At 39.7% G+C, this 20,362-nt stretch carries 19 protein-coding genes; 5 read left to right on the forward strand and 14 right to left on the reverse strand.

Annotated elements, in window-relative coordinates:
• Positions 1 to 213 precede the first annotated feature (213 nt).
• Positions 214 to 1,260: a LacI family DNA-binding transcriptional regulator gene (locus GWI97_RS15370; RefSeq protein ID WP_036935543.1), complete on the forward strand. Its 1,047-nt coding sequence runs from the start codon at positions 214 to 216 to the stop codon at positions 1,258 to 1,260.
• Here the strand turns inward: GWI97_RS15370 and yfcD are convergent.
• Positions 1,257 to 1,799, reverse strand: a complete 543-nt coding sequence (gene yfcD / locus GWI97_RS15375; protein ID WP_036935541.1) for an NUDIX hydrolase YfcD — start codon at positions 1,797 to 1,799, stop codon at positions 1,257 to 1,259. The genes GWI97_RS15370 and yfcD overlap by 4 nt on opposite strands.
• Positions 1,800 to 1,997: 198 nt before the next feature.
• Here yfcD and GWI97_RS15380 point away from each other — a divergent pair, with 198 nt between their 5' ends.
• Together GWI97_RS15380 and GWI97_RS15385 are read left to right on the forward strand one after the other, a co-directional pair.
• Positions 1,998 to 2,615 carry a glutathione binding-like protein gene (locus GWI97_RS15380; RefSeq protein ID WP_036935539.1) on the forward strand — a complete coding sequence of 206 codons (618 nt, stop codon included), beginning with the start codon at positions 1,998 to 2,000 and terminating at the stop codon, positions 2,613 to 2,615.
• Positions 2,616 to 2,678: 63 nt separating this feature from the next.
• The gene (locus GWI97_RS15385) at positions 2,679 to 3,584 is read left to right on the forward strand and encodes a TIGR01777 family oxidoreductase (protein ID WP_036935537.1); all 906 of its coding nucleotides are present in this window, start codon (positions 2,679 to 2,681) and stop codon (positions 3,582 to 3,584) included.
• A gap of 287 nt (positions 3,585 to 3,871) precedes the next feature.
• Here the strand turns inward: GWI97_RS15385 and GWI97_RS15390 are convergent, their stop codons facing one another.
• From GWI97_RS15390 to GWI97_RS15440, 11 genes are all read right to left on the reverse strand, one after another.
• Entirely contained in the window at positions 3,872 to 4,453 is a 582-nt protein-coding gene (locus GWI97_RS15390) for a UbiX family flavin prenyltransferase (protein WP_036935535.1), read from the reverse strand.
• A 119-nt stretch (positions 4,454 to 4,572) separates the two neighbouring features.
• Positions 4,573 to 6,090, reverse strand: coding sequence for an amidophosphoribosyltransferase (gene purF / locus GWI97_RS15395; protein ID WP_036935533.1), 1,518 nt, complete (start codon positions 6,088 to 6,090; stop codon positions 4,573 to 4,575).
• A gap of 30 nt (positions 6,091 to 6,120) precedes the next feature.
• Positions 6,121 to 6,612, reverse strand: a complete 492-nt coding sequence (gene cvpA / locus GWI97_RS15400) for a colicin V production protein (RefSeq protein WP_023581692.1) — start codon at positions 6,610 to 6,612, stop codon at positions 6,121 to 6,123.
• A 184-nt stretch (positions 6,613 to 6,796) separates the two neighbouring features.
• Entirely contained in the window at positions 6,797 to 7,453 is a 657-nt protein-coding gene (gene dedD, locus GWI97_RS15405) for a cell division protein DedD (RefSeq protein WP_036935531.1), read from the reverse strand.
• A complete protein-coding gene (gene folC / locus GWI97_RS15410; RefSeq protein ID WP_036935529.1) occupies positions 7,443 to 8,741 on the reverse strand; it encodes a bifunctional tetrahydrofolate synthase/dihydrofolate synthase in 1,299 nt (432 codons plus the stop codon). The genes dedD and folC overlap by 11 nt, the downstream gene beginning before the upstream one ends.
• A complete protein-coding gene (gene accD, locus GWI97_RS15415; RefSeq protein ID WP_036935527.1) occupies positions 8,734 to 9,696 on the reverse strand; it encodes an acetyl-CoA carboxylase, carboxyltransferase subunit beta in 963 nt (320 codons plus the stop codon). The genes folC and accD overlap by 8 nt, the downstream gene beginning before the upstream one ends.
• A gap of 169 nt (positions 9,697 to 9,865) precedes the next feature.
• A complete protein-coding gene (locus GWI97_RS15420) occupies positions 9,866 to 10,567 on the reverse strand; it encodes a DedA family protein (RefSeq protein WP_036935525.1) in 702 nt (233 codons plus the stop codon).
• 24 nt (positions 10,568 to 10,591) lie between these two features.
• Positions 10,592 to 11,476: a tRNA pseudouridine(38-40) synthase TruA gene (truA, locus tag GWI97_RS15425; RefSeq protein ID WP_036935523.1), complete on the reverse strand. Its 885-nt coding sequence runs from the start codon at positions 11,474 to 11,476 to the stop codon at positions 10,592 to 10,594.
• Complete coding sequence (locus tag GWI97_RS15430) at positions 11,476 to 12,486, reverse strand: aspartate-semialdehyde dehydrogenase (RefSeq protein ID WP_036935521.1); 1,011 nt, start codon at positions 12,484 to 12,486, stop codon at positions 11,476 to 11,478. Before GWI97_RS15430 ends, truA begins: the two co-directional genes overlap by 1 nt.
• Positions 12,487 to 12,531: 45 nt before the next feature.
• The gene (pdxB, locus tag GWI97_RS15435) at positions 12,532 to 13,659 is read right to left on the reverse strand and encodes a 4-phosphoerythronate dehydrogenase PdxB (protein ID WP_036935519.1); all 1,128 of its coding nucleotides are present in this window, start codon (positions 13,657 to 13,659) and stop codon (positions 12,532 to 12,534) included.
• Between the two features lie 149 nt (positions 13,660 to 13,808).
• Positions 13,809 to 14,591 (reverse strand): AraC family transcriptional regulator, encoded by a 783-nt coding sequence (locus GWI97_RS15440; protein ID WP_087802112.1) that lies wholly within the window; start codon positions 14,589 to 14,591, stop codon positions 13,809 to 13,811.
• A gap of 121 nt (positions 14,592 to 14,712) precedes the next feature.
• On the opposite strand from GWI97_RS15440, the gene GWI97_RS15445 reads away from it, so the two are divergent.
• Positions 14,713 to 15,633 carry a DMT family transporter gene (locus GWI97_RS15445; RefSeq protein WP_087802111.1) on the forward strand — a complete coding sequence of 307 codons (921 nt, stop codon included), beginning with the start codon at positions 14,713 to 14,715 and terminating at the stop codon, positions 15,631 to 15,633.
• Positions 15,634 to 16,194: 561 nt separating this feature from the next.
• Here GWI97_RS15445 and fabB read toward each other — a convergent pair.
• On the reverse strand, positions 16,195 to 17,406 hold the full coding sequence (gene fabB / locus GWI97_RS15450; RefSeq protein WP_036935515.1) for a beta-ketoacyl-ACP synthase I: 1,212 nt from the start codon (positions 17,404 to 17,406) through the stop codon (positions 16,195 to 16,197).
• Positions 17,407 to 17,611: 205 nt separating this feature from the next.
• Between fabB and mnmC the strand changes: the two genes are divergently transcribed.
• The gene (gene mnmC / locus GWI97_RS15455) at positions 17,612 to 19,663 is read left to right on the forward strand and encodes a bifunctional tRNA (5-methylaminomethyl-2-thiouridine)(34)-methyltransferase MnmD/FAD-dependent 5-carboxymethylaminomethyl-2-thiouridine(34) oxidoreductase MnmC (protein WP_036935513.1); all 2,052 of its coding nucleotides are present in this window, start codon (positions 17,612 to 17,614) and stop codon (positions 19,661 to 19,663) included.
• An 80-nt stretch (positions 19,664 to 19,743) separates the two neighbouring features.
• Here the strand turns inward: mnmC and GWI97_RS15460 are convergent, their stop codons facing one another.
• Positions 19,744 to 20,295 carry a GNAT family N-acetyltransferase gene (locus GWI97_RS15460; RefSeq protein WP_161752131.1) on the reverse strand — a complete coding sequence of 184 codons (552 nt, stop codon included), beginning with the start codon at positions 20,293 to 20,295 and terminating at the stop codon, positions 19,744 to 19,746.
• Between the last annotated feature and the right edge of the window lie 67 nt (positions 20,296 to 20,362).

Here is a 20,362-nt window from a genome sequence, read left to right on the forward strand (position 1 = left end):
TAAGACTCTCTTTGAGCTTCGTTATTAAGGATAGTAATCATTAATGGTAGCGCTATCTAGATAGATCATTCGTAATTGTGATAGCGCTATCATTTTAATGAAATGTTAATTGCAGAAAATGCCAACAATTGACACTGTATTGTTTCAGCATAATAGGAAGATTTCAGGTAGGATCTGCGGTTAATAAAATAGGCTAAGCAAGCATAATCACACATGATCAAAACACGTAAGCGCCGAAATACAGGTCGCGTCACATTACAAGATGTCGCTAAACACGCAGGAGTTGGTTCAATGACCGTCTCGCGTGCATTACGAACGCCTGAATTGGTTTCTGATAAATTAAGAGAGAAGGTTAATCAAGCTATAGAGGAACTTGGCTATATTCCTAATGCCTCAGCCGGTGCTTTAGCTTCGGCTCAAAGCCATATTATTGCAGTACTATTGCCGTCTTTCACAGATAAAGCCAGTGCCGATTTTATGCAATCTTTACAGCAAATATTAAATCGTCATCATTATCAAATTTTAGTCGGTTGTTATGAACATCAACCGCATAAAGCCAGCGATGTAATCAATATGCTATTACAAAGTAACCCCGCGGCATTGGTTGTCTTTGGTTCACAACTCAGCCCTACTCACTTTTTACATATTAGTAATGCCAATGTGCCGGTAGTTAGTGTCGCGAGTCAATCTGATGAACAAGCTGCCATTAGTATTGATTGTTCTTATGAACAAGCAGCATACGATTTAACAAACTATTTAGTCACTCAGGGCAAACGTTGTATAGGCTATATTGGCGCTTTACAAGGCCAGCGTTTACATCACCAGCAAATTACAGGTTGGTCTCGAGCCTTACTCAAACATTATTTAAATGCAGAGCAGAGCGTTACAACGCCCGATCCCGCTTCGATGGCTTATGGTAGACAAGCTTTAACCGAGATTTTATTGCGCCAACCTGAATTAGATGCTGTTATTTGTAGTCATGAGAGTATTGCATTAGGAATGATTTTTGAGTGCCAAAGACGATTAATTAAAATTCCACAAGATCTGGCAATTGCTTGTTTGGAAGGATCTGATAATAGTGATCAGATATCCCCTTCTCTTACTTCAATTCGTTTTGATTATCACAAAATAGGTAAAGAGGCGGGAAAACAGCTTATCGCCCTTTTACAACGCTTAAAAGACGAAGATGATAACGCTATATTCGAAGATACCGTTATCAACTATGCTTATCGCTTTGAAATAGGGCAAAGTACCCCTTAGTCGGCAGTTTCTCGGGATTCTAAACGTGTACTGTTATTACGCGTTAACCAAAGAGAAAGTGCTTTTAATGAATCTGGTGTAAATTCATCACAGCGCTCTGTAATTTCAGAGGGAGTTAACCAACACACTTCCTCAATTTCTTCTGCTTGCAGAGCAAAAGGCCCATGAGAAACACAACTAAATAGGCTTCCCCAGACACGGCAACTTTTATCATCATAATAAAATTGACCATGTTCAGCGAAAGGAACGCCCGCAATACCTAATTCTTCTTCTGCTTCACGACGCGCACTTTCTAGTAAATTTTCACCTTGTTGGACAACCCCCCCAGCAGTGGCATCTAACCAACCAGGATAAAAATCTTTTGTTTCTGTTCTACGTTGCGCCAAAATTTTACCCATTCCATCATGAACAACAATATACGTTGCTCTATGTCGTAGGTTTTCAGCTCGCATTTGTTGACGTGTTGCTTGTGCAACCACTTCATTTTTATCATCAACAATATCAACCCACTCAACCAATGCCGTCTTTTCTTGTTCCATCCTCAACAAACCTTTTTTAACCGATACTAAACGATCGTAATTTTTATCCTGAATATACCAAAATCACTATTTTTCACCACTACAATAATCATACGTGACTTGTTTTATGCATCTTGCACTTTTTTGCTTTTTATGATGTTAGAAGGCAGACTGTGGATATACTAAGTATTTCGTGCCTACTTTACTTTGGAGCTTTCAATGATTGATTTATATTATGCAGATACCCCAAATGGCCATAAAATAACGCTTTTCCTTGAAGAAGTGGGTCTACCTTATCAGGTACATCACATTGATATTAGTAAAGGCGATCAATTTAAACCGGAATTTTTAGCTATCTCACCCAATAATAAAATTCCCGCTATTGTTGATAAATCACCTGCTGATGGCGGTGAGCCAATCTCTATTTTTGAATCAGGTGCTATTCTTATCTATCTCGCTGAAAAAAGTGGCAAATTACTGAGCACAAACATGAGAGAAAAAACAACACAACTGCAATGGCTGTTTTGGCAAGTGGGGGGTTTTGGCCCAATGTTAGGACAAAATCATCATTTTACTCGTTATGCGACCGAAAAAGTTCCATACGCAATTAAACGTTATACTGAAGAAACACAGCGTTTATATGACGTATTAGAAAAAAGGTTAACACAATCACCTTACCTTGGTGGAAAAGAGTACAGCATCGCGGATATCGCCACATATACATGGGTTCGTCGGCACGAACATCATAACATTGATTTGGCAAATTACCCTGCGGTAGAAAAATGGCAAAACAACATTACCCAACGCCCAGCTGCGAAAAAACTCTTTGGTGAATAAACGCAATTCATATATCAGGATGATATTTATTCTTTATTAGGCAAGATGATCAGGAGGATGGTGATGAAAATACTTATTACAGGTGGTACAGGATTAATTGGCAAAGCATTAGTGTGCGAACTTGCACTATCTAATAATGATATTACGGTGCTTTCTCGTTCACCTCAAAAAGTCTATTCGCATTTTTGTAATGAAATCGCCTGTTGGACCCAACTCAGTGATAAACAAAATCTGAATGAGTTTGATGCCGTTATTAATCTTGCTGGAGAGCCTATTGCTGATAACCGTTGGACTCCCTCTCAAAAACAGAAACTCGTGGATAGTCGTTGTGATTTAACCCAAAAGTTGGTTGAGTTAATTAAAGCTAGCGATTCTCCCCCTACTGTGTTTATTTCTGGCTCTGCGGTGGGATTTTATGGTGATCAAGGTGATAATCGTGTCACTGAAGAAACACCGGCAAACCCTGAATTTACCCATGAACTTTGTGCCAAATGGGAACGTATCGCACTTGAAGCACAAACCCCTTTAACTCGCGTTTGCTTATTGCGTACTGGTATTGTGCTTTCAACACTCGGTGGCGCACTCCCTAAAATGAGCAAACCCTTTAAGCTCGGATTAGGCGGTAAACTAGGAAATGGGAAACAGTATATGCCGTGGATCCATATTGATGATATGGTCAATGCGATTATTTTCTTGCTTAAGACTCAAGATGCTAAAGGTGCTTTTAACTTAACAGCGCCTAACCCTATACAAAATAAAGAATTTACTCGCCTATTAGGTAAAGCTTTTAATCGCCCAGCCTTAATGACCGTTCCTGAAAGTGTATTACGTCTAGTGATGGGAGAAAGTGCAACATTAGTGTTAGGCGGGCAACAAGCCATCCCTGAAAAATTACTTAATGCTGGTTTTGAATTTCGTCACCCACATTTGGAAGAGGCATTAAAAGATATTATAACCACAGGAAAATAATCTCTTTTAATTCGGTATAAATATTCTACCGAATAAATACTCTAAATAATTCAAGCTGTAGCTAGGCGACAAGTGAATGAGTCTCTAAGCGCATACTATATATGTGGCTAGTACGAATGAACGCAGTCAACAATGCTACAACTTAAAGGATAGCGTGTAAATACTCTAAATAATTCAAGGTGTAGCTAGGCGACAAGTAAATGAGTCGCTAGGAGCATACAATAGTATGTGACTAGTGCGAATGAACGCAGTCAACAACGCTACAACTTGAAGTATGACGAGTATACTTAGCGAGCAGGTTTATCGCCTTCCCACCTTTGAAATAAATCATCAGGCAAATCAATCTCAAACTGATCGAGTACACGATTAACCGTTTGATTAACAATATCATCAATGGTTTTAGGCTGAAAATAGAAAGCTGGGACAGGTGGCATAATCACTACACCTAATTCAGACGCTTGTGTCATCAAGCGCAAATGGCCTAAGTGCAGAGGCGTTTCGCGCACACATAACACTAATTTTCGCCCTTCTTTCAGCACAACATCTGCAGCACGAGTGACTAAAGTATCGGTATAACTATGAACAATGCCTGATAAACTTTTAATTGAGCAAGGTAAAATTACCATCCCATTAACACGAAATGATCCTGAAGAAATTGACGCACCAATATCACGATCGTCATAAATCACATCTGCTAACGCATGGATATCTTTTAGCGAATAATCCGTTTCTAATGAAATCGTACGGCGCGCAGCTTGGCTAATCACTAAATGGGTTTCAACTGACGGCACAGATTTCAGAATTTCTAATAAGCGTATACCGTAAATTGCACCACTGGCACCAGTTAGCCCAACTATCAGCTTTTTCATTATAATCCTCAGAATATATATCAACATAAATCATTATGATGATAAACCCTCAAAAAACAAGCGCCGATGCAGAACACACTGGCATCGACGCTTTATAAGGGAACTATTCTACCGGAAAACTAACCTTCGTTATAGATTTCCAAGTTTTCTATTTCATTTTGATCTCTGATCTTGTGTTCATCATCACGACGAAGATTTTCCAAATAATCTAGATAATCTTGGTCAATATCTTTCGTGATATAAACACCATCAAACACGGAACATTCAAACTGACTAATATCAGGGTTTTCTTCTTGTACGGCGGCAATTAAATCAGAGAGATCTTGGAAGATAAGGCCATCCGCACCAATTAATTTACGGATTTCATCCACTTCGCGTCCATGAGCAATAAGCTCATTGGCATTTGGCATGTCAATACCATACACATTAGGGAAGCGAACTTCCGGTGCTGCTGAAGCAAAATAAACTTTCTTCGCACCAGCTTCTCTTGCTAACTCGACGATTTGCTCTGACGTTGTGCCTCGAACAATGGAGTCATCAATCAATAAAACATTTTTATCGCGAAACTCTGCACGATTTGCATTCAATTTACGTCTTACTGATTTACGACGTTCTTGCTGACCGGGCATAATAAAAGTACGCCCCACATAGCGATTTTTTACAAAACCTTGGCGATACGGTTTATTAAGAATATGAGCGATTTCTAATGCGATATCACAAGAGGTTTCAGGAATAGGGATCACCACATCAATCTGTAAATCTTCCCACTCTTTCGCAATTTTAGCGCCTAATTTTTGCCCCATACGCAAACGCGCATTGTAAACCGAAATTTTATCTATAAAGGAATCTGGGCGAGCAAAATAAACGTATTCAAATAGACATGGCATTAATTGTGGATTTTCAGCACATTGGCGGGTAAAGAGTTGGCCTTGTTCTGTGATATAAACCGCTTCTCCTGGTGCAACATCACGCAAAAATTCAAAACCCAAAGTATCAAGAGCAACGCTTTCAGATGCGACCATATATTCATGGCTACCATCTTCTAATGTACGTTTACCTAACACTAAAGGACGAATACCAAAAGGATCACGAAAAGCTAATAAACCGTGACCAATGATCAACGCAACACAAGCATAAGCACCACGTAATTTTTTATGCATTGCCGCGACGGCAGCAAAGATATTATCAGGCTCTAGAGGGAAATGGTCAAAACGGTCTAATTCATATGCCAATACATTGAGCAGGATTTCTGAATCAGAGGTGGTATTGATATGGCGACGCGCTGTTTCAAATAATTGGCGACGTAATAAATGCGCATTGGTTAAATTACCATTATGTGCCAACGTAATACCAAAAGGTGAATTCACATAAAAAGGTTGCGCTTCTGATGCACTAGAACTACCCGCTGTTGGATAACGGACATGCCCTATCCCGATAGTACCTTTTAAACGCAACATATGACGGGTTTCAAACACATCTTTAACCAGTCCGTTAGCCTTGCGAAGACGGAAACCGTTGTTACCGTCTATCGTTGCAATGCCAGCTGCATCTTGACCTCGGTGTTGTAACACCGTTAACGCATCATAAATTGATTGGTTTACTGGATTCGCTCCAGCGATACCGACAATACCGCACATGAATAGATCCTCATCAGCCAGACGGAGAGGTTATATTCTCTCCGACACGAAACTTGACGCATTTTGCAGGTAGTCAAAGAACCACCTAATAATATGGTTGAATTGAGGAATAAGTTCAGAACGTTGCCAATCAGCGCTATCTGCCATAGGCGTAAATGCCCCTAGAACAAACAATAATGCCGACACGATCAGCACACCTCTTAATGCTCCGAAACAGACCCCCAAAACTCGATCTGTACCTGATAACCCTGTGCGTTGAACAAGAGAGCTAATCACATAATTAACAACGGCACCGACAATCAGTGTCGCAATAAACAAAGTGACTATTGCTATCCCGTTACGAACCAGCTCATCTTCAAACCGAGTAAAATAGACGGCAAGATAAGGATAAAACTGACTAGCAACAAAAAAACCACAACCCCAGGTGATGAGTGACAGTGCTTCACGAACAAAGCCACGGATCAGGCTGACTAATGCGGAAAAACCAATAATGGCAATGATGGCGTAATCTATCCAGACCATAAATTCTTTATCCAATAACGATGCTCCGCATTAATACGGAAGCATTCTAACAGAAAACGAAAACGTTTGCGTAATGCTAATTTTCGCTAATTTCAAAATAATTTACGGCGATATGAAAAATCATAATCGCCGCAATCAGTTAACGCTTTGTTACATCACTCATCAGATGACACGTTTAGAAAAATTAAGGCTTATATGCCCTTACCTCACCTTGCAAGCCTGTAAGCTCTTTTAAATGCGGTAAAATGTCCTGTAATTCAGACTTAGAAGCACTTGGCCCAATGTAAATTCGAGTCATTTGTCCCGCAACAGGACGCGCAGGAACGGTATATACTGGATAACCTGAGAAATGCATTTTCGCAATAATTTCTTCTACCTTCGCCGCATTTTTCAATGCACCCAGTTGAACAACCCACGCTTCGCCTTTTGGTGGTTTCGTTTCTTGTACTGGAGGTACTGATGGTTGTACAGGTGGCGTGACCACTGGTGGCACAGGTTTGGGTTGTTCTGGTGGTGTAGGTGTCGGTTGTTCTAATGGTGTAACAGGAACAACGTTTGGCGATTGTGGTGGTGTTGCCGTAGGTTGTTCAACACCGGTTACTGCTTCAGAAAGCATAGCTTCAGAAGCACCTTCAGATGGCGTTGACGGTGTTGTCGTTTGCTCTATAGGTGCGATAGATTCAATTTCTTGCTCATCGCCTGGTTTGGGTACTAAAGGAATAGCGGCAAATTGGTCTTCGTTATATTTCTTATCGCCGTCAAGCAACGCAGGTAAAAAAATAACCCCGACAGCCACTAATACCACGGCTCCGACTAAACGATTTTGAAATTTACTCGCCACCCATACTCTCCTTTTCCAAAAGTTCCATCACATGCGCGACTGTATGAAATGAGCCACAAACCACGATGATATCATCAGGATTAGCATCAGACATAGCTTGTTTCCATGCCGTCTCTACACTCTCAAATACCGATGGATTTTCAAGATGCTGAGCAAGCACGTGCGCTGAGGCGCCACGAAATTCATTAAGTGGAGCAACATACCAACTATCAGCCAATGGTATTAAGCACGCTAATGTTCCCGCAATATCTTTATCACCTAGCATACCAACAACAATGCGCACTTGGGTATCAGACTGACGCGGTAATTGTGATAATTTTTCAGCTAAATATCCCGCCGCATGAGGATTATGCGCCACATCAAAGATAACCAGAGGGTGTTGTGAAATGATCTGAAAGCGCCCCGGTAATTGCGCACGAGACATGCCTTCAATAATACTTTGATGTGTAATTGCTTGACTAACTTTATCATCAGATTTGAGCAAGCAACGAATAACACCCATGGCAGTAGCTGCATTAGCTAAGGGAATATTAGGGATTGGCAACGCATCAAATTCACAATCAGCACAATGCCAATGCCAATGATCACCTTCAATAACAAAAGACCAATCAACCCCACGACGAAAAAGTTTAGCCTGTTTTTCATTTGCCACAAGCGCTATAGAATGAGGCATATCAGGCTCACCCACAACAGCATAGTGATCAGTGCGGAAGATACCCGCTTTCTCATGACCAATATGTTCTCTATCGGCCCCTAACCAATCCGTATGATCAAGCGCAATACTCGTGATAGTGGCAACATCAGCATCAACGATATTGGTGGCATCTAATCGTCCCCCTAATCCTACTTCAAGGATCACAACATCAAGTTGTGCTTGCTGAAATAGTTTCAGTGCTGCAAGCGTGCCATATTCAAAAAAAGTAAGCGAGATATCGCCTCTAGCTTGTTCAATTTCCGCAAAAACTTCACAAAAAGCGTTTTCAGAGAGTTCATTGCCTTGAATGCGGACACGCTCAGTGTAACGAACAAGATGAGGGGAGCTATAAACGCCGACTTTCAATCCTGATGCCATCAAGATTGACTCTAGCATATGACAGGTTGTGCCTTTTCCATTTGTACCTGAAACAGTAATGACTTTAGGCGCAGGACGTAACACATTTAATAATTTTCCTACCTTACCCACACGTTCTAACCCCATATCAATGGCGCTTGAATGCAAATGTTCAAGATAAGAAAGCCACACCGACAGAGGCGATGTGGCTTTAGGAGCGGTTATGATATTAGACATCTTCTTTTTTGTTCGTTTCGATGTTAATTTCTGGCTCGTTATCAGTAGATTCGATTTCATCAGCAATCATTTCTTCGCTAATGATTTCATCTTCATCTTCGACTAAATCATATTGAGTCAGCTTAGCCAGTAATTCAGCCAGCTCATCACGCATTTCTGGACGACGTACAATCATATCAATCGCCCCTTTTTCTAACAAAAACTCACTGCGCTGAAAACCTGCTGGCAGTTTTTCACGAACAGTTTGCTCAATAACGCGAGGACCCGCAAAACCAATCAGTGCTTTAGGCTCCGCAACGTTAATATCACCTAGCATGGCTAAACTTGCAGAAACTCCCCCCATTGTAGGGTCAGTCATGACTGAAATGTAAGGCAAACCACGCTCTTGCATTTTTGCTAATGCTGCACTGGTTTTCGCCATTTGCATTAATGACATCAGCGCTTCTTGCATACGAGCACCGCCACTTGCAGAAAAACAAACCAGAGGACAATTATCTTCTAACGCTTGTTCAACCGCACGGACAAAACGTGCTCCCACAACAGAAGCCATAGAACCGCCCATAAACGCGAACTCAAAAGAAGCTGCAACAACGGGCATCTTTTTCAATGTTCCTTTCATGACGATTAATGCGTCTTTTTCTTGAGTTTGTTTTTGAGCAGCGCTAATTCTGTCTTTATATTTTTTGGAGTCGCGGAATTTCAGAATATCTTTAGGTTCTAATTCACTACCTAATTCTATCGTACTTCCTGAATCAAGGAACGTCTCAAGGCGACGGCGCGCTGAAATGCGCATATGGTGATCACATTTAGGACAAACCTCTAAATTGCGCTCCAATTCTGCGCGATAGAGTACCTGTCCACAGCTATCACATTTAGTCCAAACCCCTTCTGGGATATTGGCTTTACGTGAACTTGTGATAGTGCTTTTATTTAGAATTTTTTCAATCCAGCTCATTAACGGACCTTTTCGTCTGAATCTGACCTTCGCCAGTAAAATTATTGTGAGCGTATCAACCACAATGCACTGGCTGTGTGGTTAGCAAAGTTTATGATGATACCGCTTACTGAATTTCAGCGCATCTCTTTATTATGGCTATTCTACGGCAAAAACCGATGATAACTGCTCAAACCTCTTTGTTATCACTTTCTTTCTTCGCTTTTGCGCTCGCTCTACGATGGCGCATGATCTCAATGACGCCCGGTAAAATAGAAATAACAATAATGGCAACAATTAGCAATTTTAAGTTCTTTTGAACTATATCTAAGTCACCAAAAAAGTAGCCAGCATAAGTAAATAGCAGTACCCATGCAATTGCCCCAGTTACATTATAAAAGGCAAAATGACGATATGACATTTTTCCCATTCCTGCAACGAATGGCGCAAAAGTTCGGATAATCGGCACAAATCTTGCCAAAATAATCGCTTTACCACCATGTTTTTCATAAAAAGCATGGGTTTTATCCAGATATTCACGGCGGAAAATACGTGAATTCGGTTTACTAAATAGCTTTTCGCCAAAAAGTCGTCCAATAGAATAATTTACTGCATCACCTAAAATCGCAGCACAAAGCAACAGTAAAACCATAATATGGACATTCACATCATTGGTATCTAAAGCAGCCAAAGCACCTGCAACAAACAGCAACGAATCACCAGGTAAAAATGGCGTTACCACCAGCCCCGTTTCACAAAAAACAATCAGAAACAAAATGGCATAGACCCACGTACCATATTGAGCAACAAGCTCTGCTAAATGTGCATCAATATGTAAAATGAAATCAATTAGAAATTTTATTAAATCAACAAATTGCGTTAATATTTCCATAAATCCTCAGAGTACTGGGTGTTTTTATGATTGAGATATCTCAATAGGGTTATCCGCTAAAAATAGTGGGCCCATTGCAGGTTTTGGTAATTCAAAATGTTCAGGATAATCTACGGACACCAAATACAAACCATTCGCTTTCGCTGTTGCCGCAGCTTTGGTTCTGTCTTTTAAGGCTAATAGTTCAGCCATCCAAGTAATATCCTGGTTGCCACACCCTATTTCTAAAAGGCTACCGACAATATTTCGCACCATATGGTGTACAAAAGCATTCGCTTTAATATCCACCACAACATAATCACCATATCGAGAAACGTTAACATGCATAACGTTACGCCATGGCGTTCGTGATTGACATTGAACGGCTCTAAAAGAGGTAAAGTCATTTTCACCCAATAAACATTGCGCGGCTTGATGCATACGTTCAGCATCTAAAGGGTAATGAAAATGTGTCACTCCAGATGACAAAATAGCAGGACGGTAACGATGATTAAAAATCACATAACGATAACGCCTTGCCGTTGCACTAAAACGCGCATGAAAATCATCAGACACCGTTTTTACCCAACGGACTGCAATATCCGCAGGTAAATGCGTATTAACGCCCATTGTCCATGCCGGATCTTTGCGGTGTGCCGTTGTTTCAAAATGAACAACTTGCCCTGTCGCATGTACACCAGCATCAGTTCTTCCTGCACAAAAAACCGATATAGGTTCATTAGCCACCTGTGAAAGCGCTTTTTCTAATCGTTCTTGTACACTACGTACTTCATTTTGGCGTTGCCAGCCATAATAGTGGCTACCATCATATTCAACGCCTAACGCGATTTTGATTGTTGTGCTTCCAGAAAGAACCGTTGACTCAGTCAAGGATTGTTCTGCAACTTCAGCACTCACTGACGCATTCATTAGTAAAACTGCTCCTGCATTAATTGTTCTGCTACTTCAACAGCCATTAATGCTCCACCAAAGCGTACATTATCTGCTACTGACCAAAATTGTAATGCTTCTGGCATACCATAATCATTGCGGAAGCAACCTAAATTTAGGTTCACATTCCCCGAAGCATCGGTGACTTGTGTTGGGAAATCATTTTCTTCACTAATGCTCAGATCTTCATTTTCTTGTAATGTTTCACGCGCTTCATCACTGCCCATTGGGCGTGATGTTTCTAATTGCACTGATTGTGCATTACCATAGAAAACAGGCGCCTGTAATGTTGTCACAGAAATTGGAAGGCCTTCGTCTTGTAAAATCTTACGAATTTGGTCAACCATACGACGCTCTTCTTGTACTGAACCTTCGTCATCAACCATGAGAGGTAAAATATTAAAAGCCAGTTGCTTATTAAAACGACCTAATTCAGGTGGGATCCCATTAAGCAAACGAGCACTTTGTCCAGCAAGTTCATCAACAGCTTGTTTTCCTAAACGGGAGACAGACATTAAATTAGTCACACTAAGACGTGTCAAACCAGCAGCTTCTGTTAATGGATTAATCGCTCGTAACAATTGGCTGACCATGCTATCTGCAATGGAGACAATATTACGGGTGCGATATTCTGCTAGCATTGCGCTGTTCACACCAGGAACAACCAACGGTACATCCCAATCCATTGCAAAAATGCCACTACAATCAATAATAATACAGCCTGCATCTGCGGCTTGTTGTGCATATTGCGCACTAATTTCAGTAGGGGCAGCAAAGAAAGCTAATTGAATATCTGCCCAATCGATATTGTGAATACCTTGAACAGCAACACTTTTGCTGTTTACACGCACAGATTTTCCAATGCTGTCTTCACTCGCAATTGCCGTCAGTTCGCCAATGGGAAATTCACGCTCTTGTAACAGCTCTAAAATTGCCTCACCAACAGCGCCTGTTGCACCCACAACAGCAATATTCCAACCTTCTCCCATAAGATATCCTCCAATACCGTAAAATTTTTAAAATAATGTTGTGCTTTATTTGTGTGTCGCACTAAAACCAATCGCATTTAATGTATTGGCTGTGGTTTGGTTATCACAAATCACATGCAGTGAAGACCATTCTCGGCGTACAGGATAAAGTTTGCGTAATTTATCAAACTCTCCTTTTACGCCTGCCACTTTTCGTAATGATGCATCATCACGACGCACATCATAAACAAGGTGGATGAGTTGTTTTAATAACGTTTGTGTTAGCTCACCTTGCACTGAAATGGTTGAGATAGTCGGCGCTGGCAACAAAGTTGATAATTCAACTTGTTGAGGCTGTCCAATAAAACCACAATAAGCTTCAAATACTTGTGTTGTACCACGTGCTTTACCCTCTAAGGTATAACCCGCAATATGTGGAGTGCCTATATCGACTTTATTTAATAATTCAATAGAAAGATCAGGCTCTGGCTCCCAGACATCTAAAACCACACGTAAGGATTTACCTTTGTCAAGAATTGATAATAATGCTTTATTATCAACCACTTCACCACGGCTTGCATTAATTAAAATACGCCCTTCTGGTAATTCTTTAAGGTTGCTCTCGTTAATTAAATGATAACTTTTGTATGGACCTGATTTATTAAGAGGTGTATGAAAAGTCAGAATATCTGCTTTTTCTAGTAGCGTTTCCAATGAATGGAATTCTTCATTATCACCATTATCTGCTCTAGGTGGATCGCAAAGTAACACAGCCACCCCCAATGCACGTAAGCGTGTTGCTAACCGCCCGCCTACATTTCCCACCCCCACAATACCAACGACTTTATCAGTTAATTGAAAGCCGTCTTGCTCTGCAAACATCATGAGTGCAGAAAAAACATACTCAACAACAGCAATAGCATTACAACCTGGCGCTGATGAAAAACCAATTTGTTGTTGCTCCAGCCATGCAATATCCACATGATCAAAACCTGCCGTTGCCGTTCCAACAAATTTCACTGGCTTGCCTGATAATAAGGACTCATTGACTTTAGTAATTGATCTCACCATTAAGGCATCAGAATCATTAAGTTCATCAATAGGTAAAGGACGACCAGAAACCGCTTTTACCTCACCTAATTGGCGGAAAAGCTGTTCCGCATAAGGCATGTTTTCATCAACCAGAATTTTCACTGTGTTATCTCACTGATTTGGTATTTATGTGTGTCAACAATCTATCGAAAAATAAAATTAAGCGGTCTATTTTGCCACTTATTAACAACAAAGCCTATTATTGACAGTAAAATCTGCCTAGATTTTAAGTAAATATATGAAAAGAAGATTTAACAACTAGGTAATCGACGAAAACGCTCTGGCGTCGTACCCGCAAATTGTTGAAACATTGCAATAAATGAAGACGAAGAGCTATAACCCACATCGAAGGCAATTTCATTCACACTTTTCCCTTGTTCTAATAAAGAAATCGCATGTAAAAAGCGCAAGCGCTTACGCCATTCGCTAAAAGACATACCTAATTCTTGCTGACAACGTCGGGATAGTGTTCTTTCTGAGGTATAACGTTTTTTAGCCCATTGCTCTAATGATGTATTATCAGCTGGATTTTGTTCTAAAATAGATAATATAGGCGCCAATAATTTATCTTTAGATGAAGGTAAATAAGTGTGATGGATCGGCGACACTTTAAGTTGATCAATTAACACTTGTGCTAATCGAAAATCTTCTTCTGTTTGGGGTTTACAGATACCGCGATAAAAAAAATCAGAAAATATAGTTGAAAAAATAGCACTTAATTGAATTAAACACGGTTTATCCAACAATCCTTCACACCAATTAGGTGCAATATCTAGGACTTTAAAAGAAAGTGTTTTTTTATTATAACTAGCATGCCCTACATTTTTAGGGATCCACACACTAAATTCAGGGGGTGCTAAGAATCGCTGTCCTCCCGCTTCTAAATCCATAACACCTGAAATCACATAAAGTAACTGACCAAAATCATGTTGATGATAAACAAACTCCGTTTCTGCTAATAATTGCTCATCACGAAATCGAACCGTATCTGGATCAGACAATAACCCTTGTATTTTTTGTTGTTCAATTGTCATCTTTATGTTGTTCTCATGTCATGTTGTCTTTATTGACCTATCTGTTGTCTGGTTTTCATTATATATATCTAATCAGACAGGCTTACAATAGCGATCTGGTTTAAAAATAGATATGAGAACAATGAAGAATGCAATTTTTCCGCTCTTAGCGGTACTGATCTGGTCCATTAATGCCGTCGTCAATAAAGCTGCTGCGTCTGTTATCGATCCTGCGGCTATCTCTTTTTATCGTTGGTTTCTCGCCTTTTTAATCATGACGCCTTTTTTGATCATGCCGGTTTGGCATCATCGTAAAATCGTCAAACAATACTGGTGGAAATTATTTATTCTTGGTGCATTAGGAATGGTGATGTACCAAAGTCTAGCTTATTATGCTGCACATTATGTTAGCGCCACATTTATGGGTATTTTAAATTCGCTGATCCCATTACTGACTGTAATTATCAGTATTTTTGTTTTACGAGTAGTGCCTACTGTTGGGATAGTGCTAGGTACAGTACTTTCAATTAGTGGTCTGGTCTGGCTAATTAGCCGTGGCGAACCCTCTCATCTACTCTCTCAAGGATTGGGCTATGGCGAGCTAATGATGTTTATTGCATCAGCATCATACGCACTCTATGGCGTTTTAACAAAACGATGGTCAATCACGCTACCTAATTGGCAATCACTTTATGTTCAAATTGGGTTTGGTGTTCTGTTATTATTACCAAACTTCTTTCTTGCCGAAAGCGTAGCATTATCGAAAGATAATGTTGGGTTAGTCATTTTTGCAGGTATTGGCGCTTCTATTCTTGCACCTTATTTGTGGATCTTAGGTGTGATGAAATTAGGTGCGAATACAACCTCTATTTTTATGAACTTGATGCCATTATTTACCGCAATGATTGCCATCGCACTTCTTGGTGAAGAAATGCACAGCTATCATTTAGTCGGTGGTGGTATTGTGTTACTGGGTGTGCTTTTAGTTCAACAACTTAGAACACCGCTGAATTTCCGACGTCAATCTGCAACGAAAAAAGCAGATTGTCATCAGGAGATGTGAGTCAATGTCCAAAAGACGATAATAAAAAAATGCCGGCTAAACTTTTAGCCGGTCACATTCATGATATTAGATTTAATGAATAAAACTAACATAAGAAATCAAAGTATAAAATATAAAGTAATACAAGTATCCGTGACAAACATTACCAACTTTTATATTAAATAGCTCCTACTTATTTGTAATAAAATAATCCAGATCAATTTTTTACCGCTCTTTTTGTCCTATTGGCCCTTTCTATTAACCTAACTCTATATAAAACAAAACATTTAATGATTTTAGTTACAATTAAATTAAACGATTGAAATAAAACACACTTGAATTTACTTTATAATAAAAACAATTAGTTATAAAAAACCGTCTATTTTATTAGAATAATAAAATCAGTAACTATTAAGATAGGTATTTTAAAAAATTATTTATATAATCTTTTTTAAATATTTTTTATTCGAAAGATATCTTTATTAGAATAATAATTTATTTTATATATTGGATTTAAAATAAAAAGCAGTCTCCATTAAAATGAAGCCTGCCTTTTTTATATAAGAAAATAAGTATTAGTAACTAGTTTTTATATTTACTCATTACTAATGATGCATTCGTACCACCAAAACCAAAGCTATTTGACATAACTGTGTTTAACTTTTGTTCTGTTGGCTGAGTAATAATATTCATACCCAGTGCTTTATCGTCTAATTCTTCAATATTAATACTTGGTGCAATAAAACCGTGTTCTAGCATTAATAGACTATAAATTGCTTCATGTACACCAGCAGCACCTAATGAGTGACCAGTCATGGCCTTCGTTGCTGAAATGGCAGGAGTGTGTGTGCCAAATACTTCAGTGATAGCTTCAAGTTCTTTTAAATCACCCACTGGCGTTGAAGTACCATGTGTATTGATGTAATCAACTTTCTCAACATCTTGCATTGCCATTTGCATACAACGCACAGCCCCTTCACCGGAAGGTGCAACCATATCTGCACCATCAGAAGTGGCACCATAGCCCACAATTTCAGCATAAATATGTGCGCCACGCGCTAATGCATGTTCTAATTCTTCAACAACCACAATGCCACCACCACCAGCGATAACAAAACCATCACGGTTTTTATCGTAAGTACGGGAAGCTTTACTTGGTGTTTCGTTATATTTCGTTGAAAGTGCGCCCATTGCGTCAAATTCGCAGGTCATTTCCCAACTTAATTCTTCGCCACCACCAGCAAATACAACGTCTTGTTTGCCTAATTGGATAAGCTCAACAGCGTGGCCAATACAGTGTGCTGATGTAGAACAAGCAGAACTGATTGAGTAGTTAACGCCTTTAATTTTAAACGGTGTGGCTAAACACGCTGAAACACCTGATGCCATTGCTCGAGTTACCATATAAGGACCTACACCACGTAGACCTTTTGCTCTCATACCATCAGAACCTTGAACCTGATTACGTGGGGAACCACCACCAGATCCTACGACTAAACCAGAACGAATATTAGAAACTTGGTCTTCACTCAGACCTGAATCAGCTATCGCTTCTTGCATAGATAAATAGGCATAAACCGATGCGTCGCTCATAAAACGGCGGATTTTACGGTCAATAAGACCTTCAGTATCAAGCTTAACGTTGCCCCAAATGTGGCTACGAAGCCCCATCTCTTTAAATTCTTCTGAGAAAGTTATCCCGGAACGGCCTTCCTTTAAAGAATCCAGCACTTCTTTCTGGTTATTACCAATGCTCGAAACAATACCCAGACCCGTGATCACTGCGCGCTTCATTCATACCTCTTTACAATAATTGTTGTAGCTGCGGGATTTCTGAGTAGCACTTTAGCGTACAGTTGTACGCCGAACAAGTCCGATCAGGATCTTTTTTACAAAAATGCAGATAAGCTGATAAAACACTTTCCCCTTAAAGGCTGGCACAACCTTCCTAACAGCGCTAAGATATTAGATAATTTTTTACAGAAATACAGGCAGTTCCGTGAATAATAGCCCAATAAATACCGCATCTTTAAGTTGGAATGAACTTGGCACCCCTATCTCAGAACAATTTGGCGATATTTACTTTTCAAACCAAGATGGTCTAGAAGAAACGCGACACGTATTCTTACATGGAAATCACTTTCCATTACGTTTTGGTACACATGTACGCTCTGAATGTGTTATTGCAGAAACAGGGTTTGGTACTGGGCTTAATTTTTTAACCCTGTGGCAAGCATTTGAACAATTTAAGCAAACATCACCCAACGCGCGTTTAAAGCGTCTTCACTATGTCAGCTTTGAAAAATTCCCTCTCACAAAAAATGATTTACAATCCGCACATTGCAATTGGCCTGAACTTGAAAAATATTCAAAAGCACTTTGTGCTCAATGGCCGTTACCTCTCGCAGGCTGTCACCGCATTATTCTCGCAGATGGGGCAATTACACTAGACTTATGGTTCGGTGATATCAATACATTATTACCACAAACTCGCCAAGCACTGCACAATAAAGTAGATGCATGGTTTCTCGATGGCTTTGCCCCTTCTAAAAATCCACAAATGTGGAGTGAAACGCTCTTTCAATCCATGGCAGATTCAATGAGAGAAAATGGGACATTTTCGACATTTACTGCAGCTGGCATTGTAAAGAGAGGCTTGCAACGTGTTGGATTTGAAATAAAAAAGATCAAAGGATTTGGGCAAAAAAGAGAGATGCTGACAGGTGTATTCCCTCATTCTCCCTCTCCCGAATATCTACCTTATTATGCACGGCCTCATGCAACACAAGCACAAGATATCGCTATTATAGGCGGCGGTATTGCCAGTACCTTTATCGCACTTTCTTGCTTAAGAAGAGGCGCTAAAGTCACCTTATATTGTGAAGATAAACAGCCCGCAACAAATGCATCAGGTAATCGACAAGGGGTGTTATATCCTTTGTTAAATGGTAAGTCAGACGAAATAGAGCAATTTTTTACAACCGCATTCTTATTTGCTCGACGTACTTATGACAATCTACGTCAAGCTGGCATTATGTTTTCTCATCAATGGTCGGGTGTTGCTCAGCTTATTTATAATGATAGAGTGCGAAAAAAGGCAGAACGGATCATTAATCATTCTGTATCTTTTCACGAAATAGCTCGTTACTGTTCTCAAGATGAGATAAACACCCTGTGCGGATTAGATATTAATTACGAGGGGCTTTTTTATCCGCAAGCAGGTTGGCTTTCTCCCACTGAATTAACCACTCAAGCACTAAAATATGCTCAGCAATTAGGGTTAATACTGCAATTTAATCATCAAGTCACACAAATAAATGTACAAGGTGCATTTTGGTGCTTAGATATCGTTCATCAGAATGAAAATCAAGTCACACAAGTTCAATCACAACATGATTGCGTTATATTGGCGAATGGGCATCGAATTACTGACTTTTCTCAAAGTGCTAAGTTACCTATTAGCGCTGTCAGAGGCCAAGTTAGCCATATACCAACAACAAAGACATTATCAAAGCTAAAAACCGTACTTTGTTATGATGGCTATTTTACACCTGTTGATCATCAAGATAATTTGCATTGTGTTGGCGCAAGCTTTCGCCGAGATAGGTTAGACCTGACGGTTTCCAGTGAGGAGCAAGAAGACAATCAATACCATCTTACTCACTGTTTAGCCAAAACACCTTGGTGCTTTGATGTTGATTTTAGCCAAAACAATGCACGAGTAGGTATTCGTTGTACGATACGCGATCATCTGCCACTATTAGGTGAAGTTCCTGACTTTGAAAACTTGCTACTAGCGTACACTCATTTAGATAGGTTTAAGCGTAGAAGACAAATACCCGTTTTAGCGCCAGCTTATCATCAACTTTATATTCTCAGCGCATTAGGCTCTCGTGGATTATGTTCAGCACCGTTATCAGCCGAAATTCTCGCAAGCCAAATTTTTGATGAACCCTTTCCGGTTGAAGATAGTGTGTTGAATGCCTTACACCCTAATCGTTTTTGGGTAAGGCCATTACTACGTGGAAAAGCAATTGAAGTCAAAAAGTAGCATATCCAGTTGGCGTCTAAGCAACCATTCTAGGTTGCTTAGCTTACTTTTTTTAACGTTATTATTTTTAATGTTATAACCTAATAAATCTTACATTTCATTGCACAGCGAGTTTCTTTCACAACCCCCCCTTTATCGACTTCATGATCTAAAATTTCTTGCAAAGAGTGTGGAACTTCGTTCTCTGGTAAAATAGAAAAACCTAAGCGTTGATAATACGGTGCATTCCAAGGAACATGACGAAACGTTGTCAGTGTAACAGCATCAAATTTACGTGCTTTTGCTTCATCTTTTACTTTCTGAATAAGTAATTTACCAATTCCGTTATTTTGCCAATCTTGACTGACAGAAAGTTCATGAATAAATAAACTATCAGGCAATGTTTGCGTCATAATAAATCCCACAGGTTCATTGTCATGATTAACCGCGACCCAATGATCATGTTGGTTAATAAATTCTAGATGTGTTTCAACCCCTTGGACATCACTTTCACTGATCCACTTTAAGTCTTCTAATGTGCTAAAAAGTTGCCCTGCTGATTGCTCAATGACAGGTAATTTAATGGCATCATCAATTTGAGTTTGACGAAGTGTAATAGCGTTATTTTTTATTTTATTTTGTGTGATTGTCATATCTATTTCCAGTTCTGTACTTTAATACTTTGATAGTTAAACTTATTAAAAAGCCATCCTATTGGAT

Origin of the sequence: Proteus sp. G2300, assembly GCF_009915965.1 — a bacterium.
Classification (GTDB): Bacteria; Pseudomonadota; Gammaproteobacteria; order Enterobacterales; family Enterobacteriaceae; genus Proteus; species Proteus vulgaris.

Coding starts and splice junctions, on each gene's coding strand:
- cvpA (WP_023581692.1), bottom strand. CDS start 6,612: ATGGTCTGGATAGATTACGCCATCATTGCCATTATTGGTTTTTCCGCA.
- GWI97_RS15445 (WP_087802111.1), top strand. CDS start 14,713: ATGAAGAATGCAATTTTTCCGCTCTTAGCGGTACTGATCTGGTCCATT.
- truA (WP_036935523.1), bottom strand. CDS start 11,476: ATGAATGCGTCAGTGAGTGCTGAAGTTGCAGAACAATCCTTGACTGAG.
- GWI97_RS15430 (WP_036935521.1), bottom strand. CDS start 12,486: ATGGGAGAAGGTTGGAATATTGCTGTTGTGGGTGCAACAGGCGCTGTT.
- yfcD (WP_036935541.1), bottom strand. CDS start 1,799: ATGGAACAAGAAAAGACGGCATTGGTTGAGTGGGTTGATATTGTTGAT.
- GWI97_RS15440 (WP_087802112.1), bottom strand. CDS start 14,591: ATGACAATTGAACAACAAAAAATACAAGGGTTATTGTCTGATCCAGAT.
- folC (WP_036935529.1), bottom strand. CDS start 8,741: ATGTCTAATATCATAACCGCTCCTAAAGCCACATCGCCTCTGTCGGTG.
- GWI97_RS15385 (WP_036935537.1), top strand. CDS start 2,679: ATGAAAATACTTATTACAGGTGGTACAGGATTAATTGGCAAAGCATTA.
- purF (WP_036935533.1), bottom strand. CDS start 6,090: ATGTGCGGTATTGTCGGTATCGCTGGAGCGAATCCAGTAAACCAATCA.
- accD (WP_036935527.1), bottom strand. CDS start 9,696: ATGAGCTGGATTGAAAAAATTCTAAATAAAAGCACTATCACAAGTTCA.
- GWI97_RS15370 (WP_036935543.1), top strand. CDS start 214: ATGATCAAAACACGTAAGCGCCGAAATACAGGTCGCGTCACATTACAA.
- GWI97_RS15380 (WP_036935539.1), top strand. CDS start 1,998: ATGATTGATTTATATTATGCAGATACCCCAAATGGCCATAAAATAACG.
- GWI97_RS15420 (WP_036935525.1), bottom strand. CDS start 10,567: ATGGAAATATTAACGCAATTTGTTGATTTAATAAAATTTCTAATTGAT.
- fabB (WP_036935515.1), bottom strand. CDS start 17,406: ATGAAGCGCGCAGTGATCACGGGTCTGGGTATTGTTTCGAGCATTGGT.
- GWI97_RS15460 (WP_161752131.1), bottom strand. CDS start 20,295: ATGACAATCACACAAAATAAAATAAAAAATAACGCTATTACACTTCGT.
- GWI97_RS15390 (WP_036935535.1), bottom strand. CDS start 4,453: ATGAAAAAGCTGATAGTTGGGCTAACTGGTGCCAGTGGTGCAATTTAC.